The sequence below is a fragment of the Franconibacter pulveris genome, assembly GCF_056780215.1.
The window spans coordinates 4,401,245-4,418,770 of sequence record NZ_CM165555.1 but is presented as its reverse complement, the minus strand read 5'-3'; the positions used below and the strand labels follow the sequence as shown (position 1 = coordinate 4,418,770).

At 56.6% G+C, this 17,526-nt stretch carries 15 protein-coding genes; 5 read left to right on the top strand and 10 right to left on the bottom strand.

What is annotated here, in order from left to right:
* Nucleotides 1-106 precede the first annotated feature (106 nt).
* The 3 genes from ACU4F7_RS20890 to ACU4F7_RS20880 form a co-directional block, all read right to left on the bottom strand.
* Nucleotides 107-1,435 (bottom strand): MFS transporter, encoded by a 1,329-nt coding sequence (locus tag ACU4F7_RS20890; protein WP_481637689.1) that lies wholly within the window; start codon nt 1,433-1,435, stop codon nt 107-109.
* A 272-nt stretch (nt 1,436-1,707) separates the two neighbouring features.
* On the bottom strand, nt 1,708-2,745 hold the full coding sequence (gene yhjD / locus ACU4F7_RS20885) for an inner membrane protein YhjD (protein WP_029590648.1): 1,038 nt from the start codon (nt 2,743-2,745) through the stop codon (nt 1,708-1,710).
* A 54-nt stretch (nt 2,746-2,799) separates the two neighbouring features.
* Nucleotides 2,800-3,699: a LysR family transcriptional regulator gene (locus tag ACU4F7_RS20880; protein WP_029590647.1), complete on the bottom strand. Its 900-nt coding sequence runs from the start codon at nt 3,697-3,699 to the stop codon at nt 2,800-2,802.
* A 118-nt stretch (nt 3,700-3,817) separates the two neighbouring features.
* Between ACU4F7_RS20880 and ACU4F7_RS20875 the strand changes: the two genes are divergently transcribed.
* Nucleotides 3,818-4,576: an SDR family NAD(P)-dependent oxidoreductase gene (locus ACU4F7_RS20875; RefSeq protein WP_481637688.1), complete on the top strand. Its 759-nt coding sequence runs from the start codon at nt 3,818-3,820 to the stop codon at nt 4,574-4,576.
* Between the two features lie 143 nt (nt 4,577-4,719).
* Here the strand turns inward: ACU4F7_RS20875 and ACU4F7_RS20870 are convergent, their stop codons facing one another.
* The 4 genes from ACU4F7_RS20870 to ACU4F7_RS20855 all read right to left on the bottom strand — a co-directional run bounded on the left by ACU4F7_RS20870 (nt 4,720) and on the right by ACU4F7_RS20855 (nt 6,317).
* A complete protein-coding gene (locus ACU4F7_RS20870) occupies nt 4,720-5,118 on the bottom strand; it encodes a YdeI family stress tolerance OB fold protein (RefSeq protein WP_029590645.1) in 399 nt (132 codons plus the stop codon).
* A 66-nt stretch (nt 5,119-5,184) separates the two neighbouring features.
* Nucleotides 5,185-5,715, bottom strand: coding sequence for a GNAT family N-acetyltransferase (locus ACU4F7_RS20865; RefSeq protein ID WP_035887349.1), 531 nt, complete (start codon nt 5,713-5,715; stop codon nt 5,185-5,187).
* A gap of 4 nt (nt 5,716-5,719) precedes the next feature.
* On the bottom strand, nt 5,720-6,049 hold the full coding sequence (locus tag ACU4F7_RS20860) for a DHCW motif cupin fold protein (RefSeq protein ID WP_029590643.1): 330 nt from the start codon (nt 6,047-6,049) through the stop codon (nt 5,720-5,722).
* Between the two features lie 97 nt (nt 6,050-6,146).
* A complete protein-coding gene (locus tag ACU4F7_RS20855; protein WP_071809115.1) occupies nt 6,147-6,317 on the bottom strand; it encodes a DUF1127 domain-containing protein in 171 nt (56 codons plus the stop codon).
* Nucleotides 6,318-6,494: 177 nt separating this feature from the next.
* On the opposite strand from ACU4F7_RS20855, the gene ACU4F7_RS20850 reads away from it, so the two are divergent.
* Nucleotides 6,495-7,916, top strand: coding sequence for an aminotransferase-like domain-containing protein (locus ACU4F7_RS20850; RefSeq protein WP_029590642.1), 1,422 nt, complete (start codon nt 6,495-6,497; stop codon nt 7,914-7,916).
* 162 nt (nt 7,917-8,078) lie between these two features.
* Nucleotides 8,079-9,695, top strand: a complete 1,617-nt coding sequence (locus ACU4F7_RS20845; RefSeq protein ID WP_481637687.1) for an STY4199 family HEPN domain-containing protein — start codon at nt 8,079-8,081, stop codon at nt 9,693-9,695.
* A 73-nt stretch (nt 9,696-9,768) separates the two neighbouring features.
* Here ACU4F7_RS20845 and ACU4F7_RS20840 read toward each other — a convergent pair whose 3' ends face one another.
* Nucleotides 9,769-10,056, bottom strand: a complete 288-nt coding sequence (locus ACU4F7_RS20840; protein WP_029590640.1) for a hypothetical protein — start codon at nt 10,054-10,056, stop codon at nt 9,769-9,771.
* 625 nt (nt 10,057-10,681) lie between these two features.
* Here ACU4F7_RS20840 and ACU4F7_RS20835 point away from each other — a divergent pair.
* A complete protein-coding gene (locus ACU4F7_RS20835; protein ID WP_029590639.1) occupies nt 10,682-12,874 on the top strand; it encodes a TonB-dependent siderophore receptor in 2,193 nt (730 codons plus the stop codon).
* Nucleotides 12,875-12,945: 71 nt separating this feature from the next.
* Here the strand turns inward: ACU4F7_RS20835 and gorA are convergent, their stop codons facing one another.
* Both gorA and ACU4F7_RS20825 read right to left on the bottom strand, forming a co-directional pair.
* Nucleotides 12,946-14,298, bottom strand: a complete 1,353-nt coding sequence (gene gorA, locus ACU4F7_RS20830; RefSeq protein ID WP_481637686.1) for a glutathione-disulfide reductase — start codon at nt 14,296-14,298, stop codon at nt 12,946-12,948.
* Nucleotides 14,299-14,383: 85 nt separating this feature from the next.
* A complete protein-coding gene (locus ACU4F7_RS20825) occupies nt 14,384-15,226 on the bottom strand; it encodes a 23S rRNA (adenine(2030)-N(6))-methyltransferase RlmJ (protein ID WP_029590637.1) in 843 nt (280 codons plus the stop codon).
* Between the two features lie 252 nt (nt 15,227-15,478).
* Here ACU4F7_RS20825 and prlC point away from each other — a divergent pair, with 252 nt between their 5' ends.
* On the top strand, nt 15,479-17,521 hold the full coding sequence (gene prlC / locus ACU4F7_RS20820) for an oligopeptidase A (RefSeq protein ID WP_481637685.1): 2,043 nt from the start codon (nt 15,479-15,481) through the stop codon (nt 17,519-17,521).
* Nucleotides 17,522-17,526: the final 5 nt, after the last annotated feature.

Genomic DNA, 17,526 nt, shown 5'->3' with positions numbered 1-17,526 from the left:
CAGAACCTTCTGCGGCGGGAAGCAAAGCGTTACCCGCCGGGCCCGGTGTCACAGAGATAAAAAAGGCTGCCCGAAGGCAGCCTTTTTCATTAACGCGATAGCGAGATTACAGCGCCTGCTCGCGCGTCTCATGGGTTGCCACCAGCGCAATCAGCGTTAACGCCGCCATTGCCGCAAGGTAGATGCCAACGTAAGTCAGGCCATAGTTCGCCTGCAGCCAGGTAGCGATGTAGGGCGCAACCGACGCCCCCAGAATCGACGACACGTTATAGGAGAACGAGGCGCCGGTGTAACGCACTTCCGTCGGGAACAGCTCCGGCAGCAGCGCGCCCATCGGACCGAACGTCAGCCCCATCAGGCTTAAGCCAATCAGCAGGTAAGCCATCACCATCGCCTGGTTGCCGGAACCGAGCAGCGGCGGGAAGACAAACAGCGCGAACAGCAGAATCAGGCTGGTAATGGTAATCATGCTCTTGCGGCGGCCAAAACGGTCCGCGAGCAGGCCCGCTACCGGCACCATGACGCCAAAGCCAATCACCGCCAGCATCAGCATCCACAGCACGCTGTTGCGCGAGAAACCAAGGCCGCCTTGCGCCGCTGGCGTGGTGCTGAAGGTCATGGAGTAGACCGTCATGATGTAAAACAGCGTGTAGGTCGCGAGCATAATAAAGGTGCCGAGCACCGTCACGCGCACGTGTTTCGTTAGCAAGGTGCCAAGCGGAATTTTCACCTGTTTCTTCGCTTTGGCGATTTTGGCGAACACCGGCGTTTCATGCAGGGAAACGCGCACGTAGAGGCCAATCAGCACCAGCACGGCGGAGAAGATAAACGGCACGCGCCAGCCCCAGTTCATGAACTGTTCGTCGGTCAGCAGCCAGGAGAGCAGCAGGAAGGTGCCGTTGGCGAAGAAGAAACCGATCGGCGCGCCAAGCTGCGGGAAGGAGCCGTAAAGCGCACGCTTGCGCGGCGGCGCGTTTTCGGTGGCGAGCAAGGCTGCGCCGCCCCATTCGCCGCCAAGACCGAGGCCCTGACCAAAGCGCGCCAGCGCCAGCAGCAGCGGGGCAAGCACGCCGATGCTCTCATAGCCTGGCAGCAGGCCGATCAGCACCGTCGAAATGCCCATGGTGAGCAGCGAGGCGACCAGCGTCACTTTGCGGCCCACGCGGTCGCCGAAGTGGCCAAACAGGGCGGAGCCAATCGGGCGCGCCACAAAGGCGATAGCGAAAGTAGCAAGCGATTGTAGCGTAGCGGCGGTCGGGTCGCCCTGCGGGAAGAAAATGTGCGGGAAGACAATCACCGCCGCAGTGGCGTAAATGTAAAAGTCGAAGAACTCGATGGCGGTGCCAATGAGCGAGGCTATAACCACTTTACCGCGAGAGTTTACCGGCGTGGCGTCCTGGTCGTTTTCCAGAGTCGTTGCGAGTGATGCTTGCATAGATATTTCTTATTCTTTACCGTCGGACAGCCATATTAGTCACAGCAAAAGCGACATTTCAACGCGCTGCCTGGCGTGGCTTCGCGCAAAAAACAGGCAAAAAGCGAATAATTTTCGGGCTCGCCGAATATCTTCTATGAAATGCTTCACGGTTTTTGAAAATTAGAAGATAAAACTGGTTTTTGGTTAAACAAAAGTTACAGGCTGGATTTATATGCTGAAGTAGCGGCGGCGGGTGAAAAAAACAGAGGTTTTTCAACCCGCCAGCCGGTTTAGTCGAAGTGTTTGCCCGGCATTTTCGGGTCGTCTTTATATTCCGCGGTGGCTATCCAGGCCGCGCAGAAGAGCGTCAGACGGGCAAAGAAGTAGAAGAACGCCAGCAGTCCCAGTACCGAGCCAAAGGCAGCGCCGGAAGGCGACGTTACCAGTGAAGGCAGGGTATAGGTCATGATGACTTTGATGACTTCAAACCCTATCGCGGCGATAAGCGAGCCGCGCACCAGCGCTTTACGGCGCGGACGATGGCGCGGCAGCCGCCAGAAGATCCAGAAGAAAAGCAGGAAGTTGGCGCAGATGGAAATCGCAAGGCCAATCAGATGCCAGACGGGCTTCAGCCAGGGAATGTAATCAAGGTAAAGCCAGCGAATAATCGCCTCCTGCGCGGAGCCGGCGACCGAGGTGATAGAGAGGGTGATAACCAGCGCCACCAGCAGGCCGATGAGCGAGATAAAATCGCGCAGGTATTTCACCCACCACTTCTCTTCGTCCTGCGCGCCGCGCTCCCACACCTCGCGGGACTGGGCGCGAATGGCTTCGCGCAGGTTGCCCATCCAGCTCACCCCGGAATAGAGCGCCACGCCAAGCCCGACAATCCCCACCGTGGTGCGCTGCTGCACGGCGGCATTGATGCTGCTTTGCAGCGTCTGGGCAAGCGTCGGGTCGCTCACGTTCATCAGGATTTTGCTGAAGATGTCCTGCAAAAGCGTAGGATGCGAGGCGAGAATAAACCCGGCGGCGGCGAATGAGACCATCAGGATGGGGATCATCGACAGAAACGAGAAATAGGTGATAGCCGCGCCGAACTGGCTGCCAAGCCGGTCGTTAAAGCGCTCCGTCGCGCGGATGAGATGCGCCACCATCGGGCGACGCTCCAGCTTTTCCACGGTTTCCGTAACGGCGGCGACGGGCCCTTCGCCTTTCTCCTTTGGCTCCGCTTTTTTCTCCTCAGGCGGGCGGGTGTCAAGTTGCGGCACGGGTTTGTAATCCAGGTCTTCCGTTGGCCGTTTTGCAGGCTTCTCCGGTGTCGTCATCAGAAGCGGTTCCTTATGGGTGTTAATCGACATAAATAAAAGTATAGCCTGACGCTAATCAACGTAACTTTTCATCACCCCGCTGAGCCACTCCATGAAGAGATGTACCCGCCGCGACAGGTTGCGGCGGTGAGGATAAATCAGCGAGACCGGCATCGGCGCGCCGCGGTATTGCGGCAAAATTTCTACCAGCGTACCGCTGCGCAGCGCTGCTTTTACCCCGACGCGCGGCACCTGAATAATCCCAAGACCCGCCACGCAGGCGGCATGATAGGTTTCGGTGCTGTTGACGGTCAGCACGCCGCCGGTTTTGACCCAGCGGGTTTCGTTATCGCTCCATACTTCAAACCCCTGCGGGCGCGTGCCGAGGTTGGCGGCGTAATGCACCAGCGCGTGGGTGGCGAGGTCTTCCAGCGTTTGCGGGTAGCCAAACCGGGCAAGGTAGTCGGGGCTTGCGCAGTTCACCAGCGTCAGTTTGCCTAGCGGTCGCGCCACCAGCCCCGATTCTTTTAGCTGGCCGACACGCACCACGCAGTCAAAGCCTTCGCGCACGACATCCACCAGCCGATCGCTGCTGCTAAGCTCTACTTCAATGCCGGGATAGTGCTGCAAAAAGGCGGGCAGACGCGGGATGACCAGGTTTTTCGCCACGCCTACCGGCATATCGACGCGCAGCCGCCCGCTGACGCTTGCCGGGTCGTGCAGGAAGAGGCTGTCCAGCTCATCCAGGTTCGCCAGCAGGTCGCGGGCGCGTTCGTAATAGACCATACCGTCCTGAGTGAGCTGCACCCGGCGCGTGGTGCGGTGCAGGAGCCTTGCGCCAAGCGTCGCTTCCAGCGCCTGGATCTGGCGGGACACGCTGCCTCTGGGCAGGCCGAGCGTTTCGGCGGCGCGGGAAAAGCTCTCCAGCTCCGCCACCCGTACGAAAAGTTGCATTGCGTGAATTTTATCCATCGGAATGGCTCATTGTTGTTGTTATTGAAACAGTGAAACGCAATTCAGCACATTTATTGTTTTTTTATCAGCTAATAAGCTTTCTCTCAATCACTGCAACGGTAAAGAGGGGGTTTTTATGACGCAACGTATCGCAATCGTAACGGGCGGCAGCCGCGGCCTGGGGAAAAACGCAGCGCTGAAGCTGGCTGAACGAGGAACGGGCATTATCCTGACGTACAACAGCCAGCGTCAGGAAGCGGAAAAAGTAGTCAGCGAAATTGAGCTAAAAGGAGTAAAAGCGGTGGCATTGCAGTTGAACGTCGCCGAAAGCCACACTTTTGCCGATTTTGTTAAAGAGGTGAAGGCGCAGCTGAAAGATGTCTGGCAGCGCGACAGCTTCGATTATTTATTAAACAACGCCGGAACAGGCATTGATGTCCCGTTTGCTGAAACCAGCGAGGCGCAGTTTGATGAGATGATGCGCATCCATCTCAAAGGGCCTTTCTTCCTGACTCAGCAACTGCTGCCGTTGATGAAAAACGGTGGGCGGATCCTGAATGTGTCCAGCGGGCTGGCGCGCTTCGCGCTGCCGGGCAAGGCGGCCTACGCCATGATGAAAGGGGCGATGGAAGTGCTGACGCGTTATCAGGCGAAAGAGCTGGGCGAGCGGGGCATTTCAGTGAATATCATCGCGCCAGGCGCGATTGAAACGGACTTTGGCGGCGGCGTCGTTCGCGACAACGAACAGATGAACCGCGCTATCGCGTCGCAAACGGCGCTGGGCCGGGTTGGCCTGCCGGATGATATTGGCGACGCTATCGCCGCATTGCTCAGCGATGAGTTGCGCTGGATGAACGCGCAGCGCATTGAGGTCTCTGGCGGAATGTTCCTGTAAGAGGCACGGCATCGGGCAGTCTGCTTGTGGCGTTTGAGTGTGTCATCGAACGTGAAAAAGAGAGTAAACAGGGGGGCGGGTCTTAACCGATGCGCTAACTGGCCCCTCTCCTCGCCGGGAAGAGGGGCGAAAAAACCTGAACCTTACTCTTTGATGATGCGGTCGATGCGCGCCACGGGCGGCTGCTGTTTTTTATCCAGCGTACCGTTAATCGTAATCAGCTGATCGGGTTCGATCTGACGGTCCTGGAACACCGCCATTGGGATCATCACATCAATTTGATCCGATTTATCGCGAAATACATAGATATCGTTGCCTTTCTTCTGAATCAGGTTGCCCTGAAACGAAATGGAAGCGCCGTCATGCATCTCTTTACCTTCTTTGATAGACATGGTTTTGTGCGTTTCCGCGCCGCGATAGCCGCTATCGATTTTATGCGGCGGCGGCGGCGCATCGCCCGTTTTCAGTCCCGGCTGGTCTTCAGCGACGGCGGGCAGCGTAACCAGGGTAGTAAATGCAGCGATGATAAGTGCCTTTTTCATACTTCTCCTTAGCATTGGCTTAGGGTCACATGTTTTAAGCCTGGCACAAGGAGAAGAAAACGCCGATTAACAATATTCCTGGTTTAACAGGCCAAATACCCAGTCATCCTGCCAGCGGCCGCGCAGAAAGTAATTTTCCCGCAGCGTGCCTTCAAGCATAAAGCCCGTTTTTTCAAGCAGCCTGCGCGAAGGCGCATTGCCCACCGTAACCGTGGCGATAAGCTTACGCATGCCGCATTGCTTAAACGCAAGGTCGCAGACCGCGCGCAGCGACTCGTAGCCATAGCCTTTCCCCTGATGCTGCTTCGCCAGCAGATAGCCCACTTCGGCTTTATCCTCTTCACGGCGGATGAATCCCGTTACGCCCACCGGCTCGCCGCTTGCCTGCTCGCTTATTAACAGGCCGAGCCAGTGGCTGCTTTCCGGCGTCCAGAGAGGCAGACGCGTGGCGAACGCCTCGTAAATTTCCTCTTCGCTGCCCTGATCCGCCATAAAGCGCATCACCTCTTCGTCGCGCTGCAGGGAGAGGAAAAAGGGCCAGTCTTCGGCGGTAAGCTGGCGGTAAGCGAGGCGGGAGGTGGTGAAAGTCGTCAGCATGGCGTCAATCCACAATAAACAGCGTGGCGCCGGTCGGCGTGGAAGAGCGGTGCGCTTCGGCGTTGTCCGCGACCTGATAACTGACGCCCGGCGTCATAACGAAACGGCGGCCGTCTTCCAGCTCCGTATGCAGCTCGCCGCTCAGGCAGAGCAGAATGTGCCCTTTGTGACACCAGTGATCGGCCAGATAACCCGCCGTGTATTCCACCATTCGCACGCGCACCGCGCCAAATTGCTGAGTGCGCCATAGTGCTTTGCCGCTGATGCCGGCGTGTTCGGTGACCGGTACAGTCGCCCAGTCTGTAATGCCAAAGGGAATATTATCAAGCTGCATGGTTATCCTTTTAATTCTCTGAAGCGGCGGCGGGTCTTTTACTCTCGCATCAAAAAAAGGTTTACGCAGCAGATTATTACAACGCAGAGGCTCCCTATTATTGAGGATCGATATCGTCCCGCGTCAGGCCGATATCCCGCAGCTTCGCGTCGTCCAGCGTGCGCAGTAACCGGCGCGTCTGGTAGCATCGCCATGCGCTGCGGATAAAACGTCCCAGCAAAACAAAACCATAAAAGGGACGTACCGGGCGGTTTTCGTGAAATTCCATGATCAAGCTCCTCTTCATCAACGAGCTTTCATGGTCGACTTTTACAGGGGCGCAATACAGACGCACAAAATCCTTTTCTTTACCATACAGAAGCGGCATAACAGAGGCTGAATCGCATACCGGGCGCGCCATCTGTACTGGTTAACGACCCTGTATGATGAAAAGAGAGGATACAGCATGACGCGCTATCAGCATTTGGCGGATTTATTGACGCAGCGGATCCGGCAGGGGCTTTATCAACAGGGAGAGCGGCTGCCTTCCGTTCGCAGCTTAAGCCAGGAGCATGGCGTAAGCATCAGTACGGTACAGCAGGCCTATAGTTTGCTTGAAGAGCGGCGGCTGGTGCTGCCGCAACCGCGTTCGGGCTATTTCGTCGCGCCGCAGAAAGCGGAGCCGCCCGCGCCGCGTCTCACTCGTCCCGAGCAGCGCCCTGTAGAAATTTCACAATGGAACGAAACGCTGGCGTTGCTGGAAGCGCGCAAGGATAAAGCCGTCTTTCCTTTTGGCGGCGGTTCACCGGATATCTCCCACCCTACGCTTAAACCGCTGTGGCGAGAAATCAGCCGCGTCGCCTCACCTCAACGGGTAGAAGCGATGTTCGGCTATGACGAACTGGCGGGCAACCGCGAACTGCGCGAACAGATTGCCCGCCTGATGCTTGATGGCGGGGCGCAGGTTAACAGCGAAGAGATTATCGTGACCCCTGGCTGTCATGGCGCGCTGTCTCTGGCCGTTAGCGCGCTTTGCCAGCCTGGCGATATTGTGGCGATGGAATCCCCGTCTTATTACGGCACCATGCAGATGTTGCGCGGGCTGGGTCTCAAGGTGATTGAAATTCCTACGGATTCGCAGACCGGCATTAGCGTGGAGGCGCTTGAGCTGGCGCTGGAACAGTGGCCGATTAAAGCCGTGCTGCTGGTGCCCACCTGTAACAATCCGCTGGGTTTTACCATGCCGCTTGCCCGCAAGCGCGCGGTGCTCAACCTCGCCGCGCGGTTTGATATCGCGCTCATCGAGGATGACATCTATGGCGAAACCGCCTGGCAGTATCCTCGTCCGGCGACGATTAAATCAATGGATGAGGAAGGGCGAGTGCTGTTGTGCAGCTCCTTTTCTAAAACCGTGGCGCCGGGGCTGCGCGTGGGCTGGATTGCGCCAGGCCGTTACTATGACCGCGTGCTGCACCGTAAATACATCGCCACGACCTCTTCTCCTCCGGCAACGCAAACGGCGATCGCCGCCTTTATTCGCGAAGGCCATTATCATCGGCACTTGCGGCGCATCCGCCAGCATTATCAGCGCAACTATGACGTATTAAGCTGCAAGGTGCGTTCCTTGTTCCCCTGTGGGATTTGCGTCAGCCGTCCGCAGGGCGGTTTTATGATGTGGGTGGAACTGCCGGAAGAAATAGATTTAACGCGCTATACCGCACAGATGCAGCAGAGGCGCCTCCACCTGGCTGCAGGCCACCTTTTTTCCGCGTCAGAAAAATACCGTAATTGTCTGCGTCTGAACTTCGCCGCGCCGTTTGATGAAAAGAGTGAAAACGCGCTGCGTAACATGGGCGAGTTCTTTCATGAAGTGATGCGCAAGGGATGATTTCATAACGGGTGCTTTGCCATCACTTTTTTTCCCGCTATTTTCAGCTATGTTATTTAACTGACTGTAAAACGGTAAAAATCGGTAATAACAATAAGCCTGAAAAAGGCGAGCAACCGCCGTTAGCGAAACGGCAAAGAGTGCTCCGCAAAAGGACGCGGTATGTCATATTCCACACAGCAATCTATACGTGATGAGTTTGAAACCGCGCTTGGCATTATACGCCAGGCGTCGGTGGGTATTCTCGCGCTGCTCAATATTCGGGTGGCCGAAGGCAAGGATCCACACTGGTTTTCACAACAGCTTGAGCAGGCCCGCCAGAATCTGGGGAGCTGGGCGGTGGTAGGGCGGAAGCTCAATCTCGATGATGTGGAAATGTCCCGCTTCAGCCTGCGGCTACGCCATTTGCAGCAGTTGGTTCCGCACTATGAAAGCGGCCAGGCGATAAGCCAGAACCAGCTGCTTGCCGCGCTGCGCTTTGTGGCCTGCCTGGAGCGGCTGCGCGAAAACCAGCCGAAGCTCGAGTACTCAACCGATCTTGTCGCGAATAACGACGCGCAGCAGCGGCATGCGCTGCAACAGTTACGGGCGCTGGAGTTAACCCTGAAAGGCCTTATCACAAACGCCTGGCCCGATCAGCAGCAACTCATAAACCACCTGAAGCAGCGCATTGGCGGCGACAAAGTGCGCCGCTGGCTGAAGCTTGGCAAGCAAGGCGATGTGCTGAGCGGCATGCTGTTCAGCGAGCTGGCCTTGTTAGTCATCGATAAAAAAGAGTATGCGCAGCATTACGAACGCCTGTTCAACGCCGCCGATTCGCTGACGCTGTTTGTCGAGCCGCGTAAAACGCTGCAAACCTTCCTGGATGACGTTCGCGTTATCCGCAACGCCGCCGTGCAGCAACAGCCATTGACGAGCGCGCAGATGACTCTGCTGGATGCGTTTTATTCAGCTATTGCGGGGCCGGTGCAGGAGGCGTATGCGAAAGGGCGCGTTGGTGTTAATCCGCAGGCGTTTATGTCGCTGGATACCGCGAAGCTCGACGCCTTCTTTGAAGAGGCGGCGCAGAAAAACCGCGCCGTTGGCGGCGATATTTTCGACCTGCGCGATACCATTGAACGACCCGGCGCCCAACGCCATGGCGCGGAGCGTGATACGCAACAGCTTCTCGTCAGCGTACTCTGGGGCGTTACGGGCGTTGCTTTTATCGCGGTAGCGCTGGGCGCGCTCTATCTTGCCAGCGATCGGGTTAACCCGCCCCAGACGGCGCAAAGCGTTAATCACGCATCATCCCAGGCGGTGGGGATTTCGCAACCGGTAAAAATCAACGAAACGCCGCGTGATAAGCTGAGCCGCAGGGGAATACGCTGGGATGAGAGCCACTTTCGCGCGGCAATCGATCGCAACGAGACGGATGTGGTTCAGCTCTTTCTGGACGGCGGCATGAACTGGCAGGTCGCCTGGACCGAGCAGGCGCTGGCGGCAAAACAGGATGATTCGCTTAATCTGCTGCTGCGCCACCGGGCGCAGATGGATGAAATCAAGCCTTGCCGGCGAATGATCGCGACCTTAAGCCATGCGCTGGCGCAGGGCGAAACCTTCACGTCCATGCGCAAGCAGTTCCTGAAAAGCTTCTGCGTTACGCCGGGCGTGGTGAAAAGACAACAACATGCTCTCGACCAGGCGGAATTACGTGCGCAGGCTAACCCGGATGCGAATACGAAAAAGTGGGCCGCGATTCAGCGTTCAATCTACCAGGAAATAAGCTCAGGCGCTTAAGCTGATTCTTAAGTGCATAAGTTTTAGTGCTGCCGGGGCCATGCCCCGGCGTTATTTCAGGCGGATTAAAACATCAGCGTAGGTTACGTGGGCAGGAAGAAATCGTGCACCGGGCTCCCAAAGTGCAGCGTTCATCCGTAATATATTTTTCGCAGCCCGCGTGTTTTTTTATATTTTCCCAAAGGTTACTGCAATAAAGCGTAACCCGGTAAATCTGGATGCGGTCAATCCGCTCGCCCTGATAGACCCAGGCCATGCCTGCGTGGACATAAAGAGGCTTCCGGGACGTTATCCGGGCGCAGTAAAGGTGCCAGAGAATAAATTTGTTATTGTTAGCGGAAACGACAAGCGTAAAGGCCATGCCGGTTTCCGGGCTAACAAGCGTTTCGAGTACAGTCCATTTCAAACCTTAATCTCCCTCCATTTGATTAAGCAGCCTTATCAAATTAGCGAGAGTGATTATTTCAGGCAACCTTTAAAATTAGAATTCATTCAATATTTTTTCAATTAGCTGAAACTTAAGTAAATAATTGTGTAAGTTGCTAAGTTTACTGTTTCATGGGGTTTTATTGTTAGCCATAATTTTATTTTGCGGAAACTTTAAATAAAAGTAATAACGTAAAAAAAGTAAGCGACATTAATGAGAAAGGTTGTAAAAGATAAACTTCCTGTATCACGAAATTTAAAAAATTCTCTTTTTATGCAAAAAGGAGGCCTGCCGCTTCGTTAAGGCGCGCGCCTTCCTACCTGAAACTGCCGTACTTCCGCGCATCACTTGCCTGCCCGCCGCAGCGCTTCTCTTAACGTGAGTAACGATCACGCCTGTGACCAAATAAAACAAAATGTTGCTAAATGTATTGCCAGCGCTTTGTAAATAATTATCATGTCGAGAATTATTATCATTAAAACGGCCCGGCTGGCGGAGGCGCGGCATCAAAGGAAGCCTTTTCCGCTGTGCTCTATCTGACAATATGGAAATAAAAACAATGAAAATTCAGAAACTTTGCTTGTTGTCGCCTTGCCTGCTGGCGCTTAGCGGCCCGGCTGTTTATGCAGCGCAAACGCAAAGCGACAGCATCGTGGTATCGGCCAGCCGCGCTCACCGCAGCGTAACGGAGCTTGCGCAAACCAACTGGGTAATTGAAGGGCAGGAGCTACAGCAACAGGTTCAGGGGGGCAAAGAATTTAAAGAGGTGCTGGCGCAATTGATACCCGGCATGGATGTCAGCAGCCAGGGACGCACAAATTATGGCATGAATATGCGCGGCCGCTCGATGATGGTGATGGTCGACGGCGTACGTCTTAACTCGTCGCGCACGGATAGCCGCCAGTTGGACGCTATCGATCCGTTTAATATCGAACGAATCGAAGTGATTTCAGGCGCCACCTCCCTGTATGGCGGCGGCAGTACGGGCGGCCTTATTAACATTGTGACCAAAAAAGGACAGCCGGAAAAACAGGTCGAACTCACTGTCGGCGGCAAAAGCGGATTCAACAGCCATAACGACCATGATGAGAATGTCGCGGCGGCGGTAAGCGGCGGCAACGAACACGCTTCCGGTCGGCTTTCGGTCGCTTATCAGCGTTTTGGCGGCTGGTATGACGGTCGCGGCGAGGAGGTTATCATCGATAACACGCAGACCGGGTTGCAGTACTCCGACCGGCTGGATGTGATGGGAACCGGCACGCTGGACATTGACGATCATCAGCAACTCCAGCTCACCACGCAGTTTTATAAAAGTCAGTCTGATGGCGAGCATGGCCTTGACCTTGGGGAAAATTTTTCTGCGGTCACCGGACAAGGGCAGGCGCGTAACGGCAGTAACTTCTCTTCAGACCGCATACCCGGCACCGAGCGTCATCTGATTAATCTGCAGTATTCCAACACCGATGTCTGGGGTCAGGACCTGGTCGCGCAAATTTTTTACCGTGATGAAAAGCTGGCCTTTTATCCCTTTCCTACGCTTGGCCGCACAGGGGTAACCAGCATTGGCGCCTCGGAGCAGAACACCCATTTCTGGGGCGGCAAACTGACGCTAAACAGCAATCCGTTCGACGGGCTGGGTCTCACCTGGGGTGTGGATGCGGAACATGAAACGTTCGACGCCAATCAGCAGTTCTTCGACCTGGCGAAAGCGAGCCAGTCTGGCGGGATGCGTCTTGAGAATGCTTATAACGTAGGGCGTTATCCGGGCTACTCGGTCACTAACCTGGCGCCGTTCCTGCAAGCTAACTATGACATTAACCCTGTCTTTACCCTGAGCGGCGGCGTGCGTTATCAATACACCGAAAACAAGGTGGATGACTTCGTCGGATACGCCCAGCAGCAGGGGATCGCCACGGGGCTCGCGAGCTCGGCCGATGCGGTGCCGGGGGGAAAAACCGATTACAACAACGTCCTGTTTAACGCAGGCGTGCTTGCGCACCTGACGGAGCGTCAGCAAGCGTGGCTTAATTTCTCTCAGGGCTTTGAAATTCCGGATCTCGCAAAATATTACGGCTCCGGCACCTATCAGTTACGCAACGGCCACTACCGCCTGTTAAACAGCGTCAACGTGAACGACTCCCGGCTGGATGGCATTAAGGTTAACGCATGGGAGCTTGGCTGGCGTTATACCGGCGATGCGGTTCGCGCCCAGCTCGCCGCTTACTATTCGCTTTCTGACAAAACGATCTCCATCAACAAAACGGACATGACCATCAATCTGGACGATGACAAGCGCCGCATTTACGGTCTTGAAGGCGCGGTGGACTACTTCGTGCCGGATACGGACTGGAGCGCTGGCGTTACGTTTAATGTTATTCGTTCAGAAACGCGCGTGGCCGGGAAATGGGAAAAACTCACGGTGGATTCCGCCAGTCCTTCCAAGGCGACGGCCTATATTGGCTGGGCGCCCGACGACTGGACGCTGCGTTTGCAGTCCCAGCAGGCGTTTGATCTCTCCGATGAGGCGGGGAATAAAATTGAGGGCTACAACACCATTGATTTCCTGAGCAGCTATGCGCTGCCGGTGGGCAAGCTCAGCTTCAGCGTGGAAAACCTGCTGGATAAAAACTACACCACCGTCTGGGGACAGCGCGCGCCGAAACTCTATAGCCCAACCTACGGCAGCGCGGACCTTTACGCTTACAAGGGTCGTGGCCGCACCTTTGGCCTGAACTATTCGCTGCTCTTCTGAGGATGACCGGCGCGCAGAAATAAAAAAGGCTAAGCGCGTTGCGCTTAGCCTGATTTAACGCCGGAACGGCCTTAGCGCATAGTGACGAACTCTTCCGCCGCGGTCGGGTGGATAGCGACCGTGTTGTCGAAATCTTTTTTCGTCGCGCCCATCTTCAGCGCTACGGCGAAGCCCTGCAAAATCTCGTCCATGCCGAAGCCGATGCCGTGAATGCCGACGATTTTCTCCTCTTCGCCAACGCAAACCAGCTTCATGCGGCACGGCTGGCGGTGCGAGGTCACGGCGGTGTACATGGCGGTAAAGGACGATTTATACACCTTCACCTTTTCATCGCCATACTGTTCGCGCGCCTGCGGCTCGGTGAGTCCCACGGTGCCGATAGGCGGATGGCTAAAGACCACGGTTGGGATGTTGCTGTAGTCCAGATGCTCTTCCGGCTTGTTGTTGAACAGGCGTTCTGAGAGGCGACGGCCCGCGGCCACGGCAACCGGCGTTAGCTCCACCGCGCCGGTATTATCGCCCACCGCATAAATGCCCGGCACGCTGGTGTTCTGGAATTTATCGACAACGATGTAGCCGCTTTCGGTGGTTTTAACGCCGGTCACCGCCAGGTTGAAGTTATCGTTCGACGGCTCGCGGCCAATGGCCCAAATCAGGCAATCCACGGTTTGCGAACGGCCATCCTCCAGCTCCAGCGTCAGGCTGCCGTCGCTGTTTTTTACCACGGCTTTCGGCGTGGCGTGGGTGTGCAACTGCGGCCCTTCGGCCTGCATAACCTCCACCAGCGTTTCGGAAATCATCGGGTCGAACGTGCGCAGCGGCGCGTGTTTGCGCACAAACAGGTGCGTTTGGGCGCCCAGCGCGTTGACCACGCCTGCAATTTCTACCGCAATGTAGCCTGCGCCAACGACAGCGACGCGTTTTGGCATCTCCGGGAGTGCAAAGAAGCCGTCGGAATCAATGCCATATTCCGCGCCGGGGATGTCCGGCTGTACGGGACGGCCGCCGGTGGCGATCAGGATATGGTCGGCGGTGATCGTCTCGCCATTCACCTCAACGGTATGCGCATCCACAAAACGGGCGAAGCCGTGGATAACATCAACGTTGTTTTTCCCCAGCACGTTCTCATAAGAGGTGTGGATGCGGTCGATATACGCGGTGCGGCTGTTAACCAGCTTCTGCCAGTCGAAATGGTTGACGGTGGTATCGAAGCCGTAATCGGGTCCGTAAAGGTGAATCGCTTCGGCGATTTGCGCCGCATGCCACATCACTTTTTTCGGCACGCAGCCCACGTTTACGCAGGTGCCGCCCAGCGCTTTCGCTTCGATTAGCGCGCATTTCTGGCCATACATGGCCGCCCGGTTAATGGATGCAATGCCGCCGCTGCCGCCGCCGATAGCGAGGTAGTCGTAATGTTTGCTCATGGCCGTTTCCTTGAATTGCGTCGAAAAAGTTAGCTAAGTGTACGCCCTGGGCGTCTGGCTTGCGCCTATGGTTGCAATAAGCAACTTATTCCGGAACCACCCAACTTAGCGTGGTGTGGCCTGTACCGGCCGGCACCAGCGTTTTATGCAGCCATGGCAGCACGTTCGCCATCTGCTGCTCAAGCTTCCACGGCGGGTTGATAACAATCATGCCGGAGGCGGTCATGCCGCGCTGATCGCTGTCCGGGCGCACCGCCAGCTCAATTTGCAAAATGCGGCGAATGCCGGTCGCTTCCAGGTCGTTCAGCATGCGTTTGATCTGCTGGCGCAGCACAACCGGATACCACAGCGCGTAAATGCCGGTCGCAAAACGCTTATAGCCTTCGCTGATGCCGCTCACCACCGCCTGGTAGTCGGTTTTGATCTCATAAGGCGGGTCGATGAGGATTAATCCCCGGCGGGAAACCGGCGGCAGTTTGGCTTTTAACTGCTGGTAACCGTCGGCGCGCTCCACGCGGGCGCGTTCGTCTTTCTGGAATTCAGAGCGCAACAGCGGAAAATCGCTCGGGTGCAGCTCCGTCAGTTGCAGGCTGTCCTGCGGACGTAAAAGCTGGCGGGCGATAAGCGGCGAACCCGGGTAATAGCGCAGCTGCCCGCTGCGGTTGAAATGCTGCACCACGCTGATATAAGGCTCCAGCTCGGCAGGCAAGTCGTCCTGCTGCCAGATGCGGGCGATGCCTTCCAGGTATTCGCCGGTGCGTTCGGCATGCTCGCCGCTGAGCTGGTAGCGTCCGGCGCCCGCATGGGTATCCAGGTAGAGAAAAGGTTTCTCTTTCTCTTTGAGCGACTCAATGATGAGGCTCTGGACGGTATGTTTGAGGACGTCGGCGTGGTTGCCGGCGTGAAAGCTGTGGCGATAACTGAGCATGCGGGATGAATTCCGGAATAAAAGAGGTCAGGCGATAGTTTATCGCAGATCGCAACGGATTACCGCAGAAGCCATCCCAACGTCGGCATCCCAATGCGTAATCGTGCGCCGGATGGTTAAGCGCATCGCAGCAATAAGCGCTTGCGAGCCCCTCGCGCCATTGAAATTCACTACACTTAACCCCATGCTAAGACGCACAGGCAAAGCGCTGGAACGCGCGCTTCATTCACCCTTTTCGACAGGACTGCGCTTATGACCAATCCGTTACTCACGCCTTTTGAACTGCCGCCTTTTTCCACGATTAAACCTGAGCATGTGGTGCCTGCCGTTACAAAGGCGCTGGAAGATTGCCGCGCGCAGGTAGAGGCCGTGGTCGCCAAAGGCGCGCCTTACACCTGGGATAACCTTTGCCAGCCGCTGGCGGAAGTGGACGACCGTCTGGGACGTATTTTCTCGCCGGTAAGCCACCTGAACTCCGTACAAAACAGCCCGGCGCTGCGCGAAGCTTACGAGCAAACCCTGCCGCTGCTCTCTGAATACAGCACCTGGGTCGGCCAGCATGAAGGGCTTTATCAGGCGTACCGCAACCTGCGCGACGGCGAGCACTATCAGGCTCTCGACACCGCGCAGAAAAAAGCGGTGGATAATGCGCTGCGCGACTTTGAGCTTTCCGGCATCGGCCTGCCAAAAGAGAAGCAAAAACGCTATGGCGAAATCGCCGCGCGCCTTTCTGAGCTGGGGTCGACCTACAGCAACAACGTGCTCGACGCCACGATGGGCTGGTCGAAGCTGATTACCGACGACGCTGAACTGGCCGGCATGCCGGAAAGCGCGCTGGCGGCGGCCAAAGCGCAGGCGGAAGCTAAAGAGCAGCAGGGCTATCTGTTGACGCTCGATATTCCAAGCTACCTGCCGGTGATGACCTACTGCGACAACCAGCCGCTGCGTGAAGAGATGTACCGCGCGTACAGCACTCGCGCGTCCGATCAAGGCCCGAACGCCGGTAAATGGGATAACAGCCCAATCATGGCGGAAATCCTTGCGCTGCGTCACGAGCTGGCGGAGCTGCTGGGCTTTGAAAACTACGCGCAAAAGTCCCTCGCCACCAAGATGGCGGAAAACCCGCAGCAGGTGCTCGATTTCTTAACCGATCTCGCTAAACGCGCCCGCCCGCAGGGCGAGAAAGAGCTGGCGCAGCTGCGCGCTTTCGCCAAAGAGAACTTTGGCGTGGACGATCTGCAGCCGTGGGATATCGCGTACTACAGCGAAAAACAGAAGCAGCATCTCTACAGCATCAGCGATGAACAGCTGCGCCCGTACTTCCCGGAGCAGAAAGCGGTTAGCGGCCTGTTTGAAGTGGTGAAACGCATTTACGGCATCACCGCCAAAGAGCGCAAAGATATCGACGTCTGGCACCCGGATGTGCGCTTCTTCGAGCTGTATGACGAAAACAACGAGCTGCGCGGCAGCTTCTATCTCGACCTCTACGCCCGCGAAAACAAACGCGGCGGCGCGTGGATGGATGACTGCGTCGGCCAGATGCGCAAAGCGGACGGTTCGCTGCAAAAACCGGTGGCTTACCTTACCTGTAACTTCAACCGCCCGGTGAACGGCAAACCTGCGCTCTTCACCCATGATGAAGTGATTACGCTGTTCCACGAGTTTGGCCATGGCCTGCACCACATGCTGACCCGCATTGAAACCCCAGGGGTGGCGGGCATCAGCGGGGTGCCGTGGGATGCCGTCGAGCTGCCGAGCCAGTTTATGGAAAACTGGTGCTGGGAGCCGGACGCGCTGGCCTTTATCTCCGGCCACTTTGAAACCGGCGAGCCGCTGCCGCAGGCGCTGCTCGACAAAATGCTGGCGGCGAAAAACTACCAGGCGGCGATGTTTATTCTGCGCCAGCTGGAGTTCGGCCTGTTCGATTTCCGCCTGCATGCCGAATTCAGCCCGGAGCAGGGCGCGAAGGTGCTGGAAACCCTCGCGGAAATCAAAAAACAGGTGGCGGTGCTGCCGGGGCCGTCGTGGGGCCGTTTCCCGCACGCCTTCAGCCATATCTTCGCAGGCGGCTACGCGGCGGGTTATTACAGCTATCTGTGGGCCGACGTGCTGGCGGCGGATGCGTATTCCCGCTTCGAAGAAGAGGGGATTTTCAACCGCGAAACGGGCCAGGCGTTCCTGGATAACATCCTGACCCGCGGCGGTTCCGAAGAGCCGATGGAGCTGTTCAAACGCTTCCGCGGCCGTGAACCGCAGCTCGACGCGATGCTGGAACACTACGGCATTAAAGGCTAAAGCAT

Coding starts and splice junctions, on each gene's coding strand:
- ACU4F7_RS20875 (WP_481637688.1), top strand. CDS start 3,818: ATGACGCAACGTATCGCAATCGTAACGGGCGGCAGCCGCGGCCTGGGG.
- yhjD (WP_029590648.1), bottom strand. CDS start 2,745: ATGACGACACCGGAGAAGCCTGCAAAACGGCCAACGGAAGACCTGGAT.
- ACU4F7_RS20865 (WP_035887349.1), bottom strand. CDS start 5,715: ATGCTGACGACTTTCACCACCTCCCGCCTCGCTTACCGCCAGCTTACC.
- ACU4F7_RS20840 (WP_029590640.1), bottom strand. CDS start 10,056: ATGGCCTTTACGCTTGTCGTTTCCGCTAACAATAACAAATTTATTCTC.
- ACU4F7_RS20835 (WP_029590639.1), top strand. CDS start 10,682: ATGAAAATTCAGAAACTTTGCTTGTTGTCGCCTTGCCTGCTGGCGCTT.
- ACU4F7_RS20845 (WP_481637687.1), top strand. CDS start 8,079: ATGTCATATTCCACACAGCAATCTATACGTGATGAGTTTGAAACCGCG.
- prlC (WP_481637685.1), top strand. CDS start 15,479: ATGACCAATCCGTTACTCACGCCTTTTGAACTGCCGCCTTTTTCCACG.
- ACU4F7_RS20825 (WP_029590637.1), bottom strand. CDS start 15,226: ATGCTCAGTTATCGCCACAGCTTTCACGCCGGCAACCACGCCGACGTC.
- ACU4F7_RS20870 (WP_029590645.1), bottom strand. CDS start 5,118: ATGAAAAAGGCACTTATCATCGCTGCATTTACTACCCTGGTTACGCTG.
- ACU4F7_RS20860 (WP_029590643.1), bottom strand. CDS start 6,049: ATGCAGCTTGATAATATTCCCTTTGGCATTACAGACTGGGCGACTGTA.
- ACU4F7_RS20850 (WP_029590642.1), top strand. CDS start 6,495: ATGACGCGCTATCAGCATTTGGCGGATTTATTGACGCAGCGGATCCGG.
- ACU4F7_RS20880 (WP_029590647.1), bottom strand. CDS start 3,699: ATGGATAAAATTCACGCAATGCAACTTTTCGTACGGGTGGCGGAGCTG.
- gorA (WP_481637686.1), bottom strand. CDS start 14,298: ATGAGCAAACATTACGACTACCTCGCTATCGGCGGCGGCAGCGGCGGC.
- ACU4F7_RS20855 (WP_071809115.1), bottom strand. CDS start 6,317: ATGGAATTTCACGAAAACCGCCCGGTACGTCCCTTTTATGGTTTTGTT.
- ACU4F7_RS20890 (WP_481637689.1), bottom strand. CDS start 1,435: ATGCAAGCATCACTCGCAACGACTCTGGAAAACGACCAGGACGCCACG.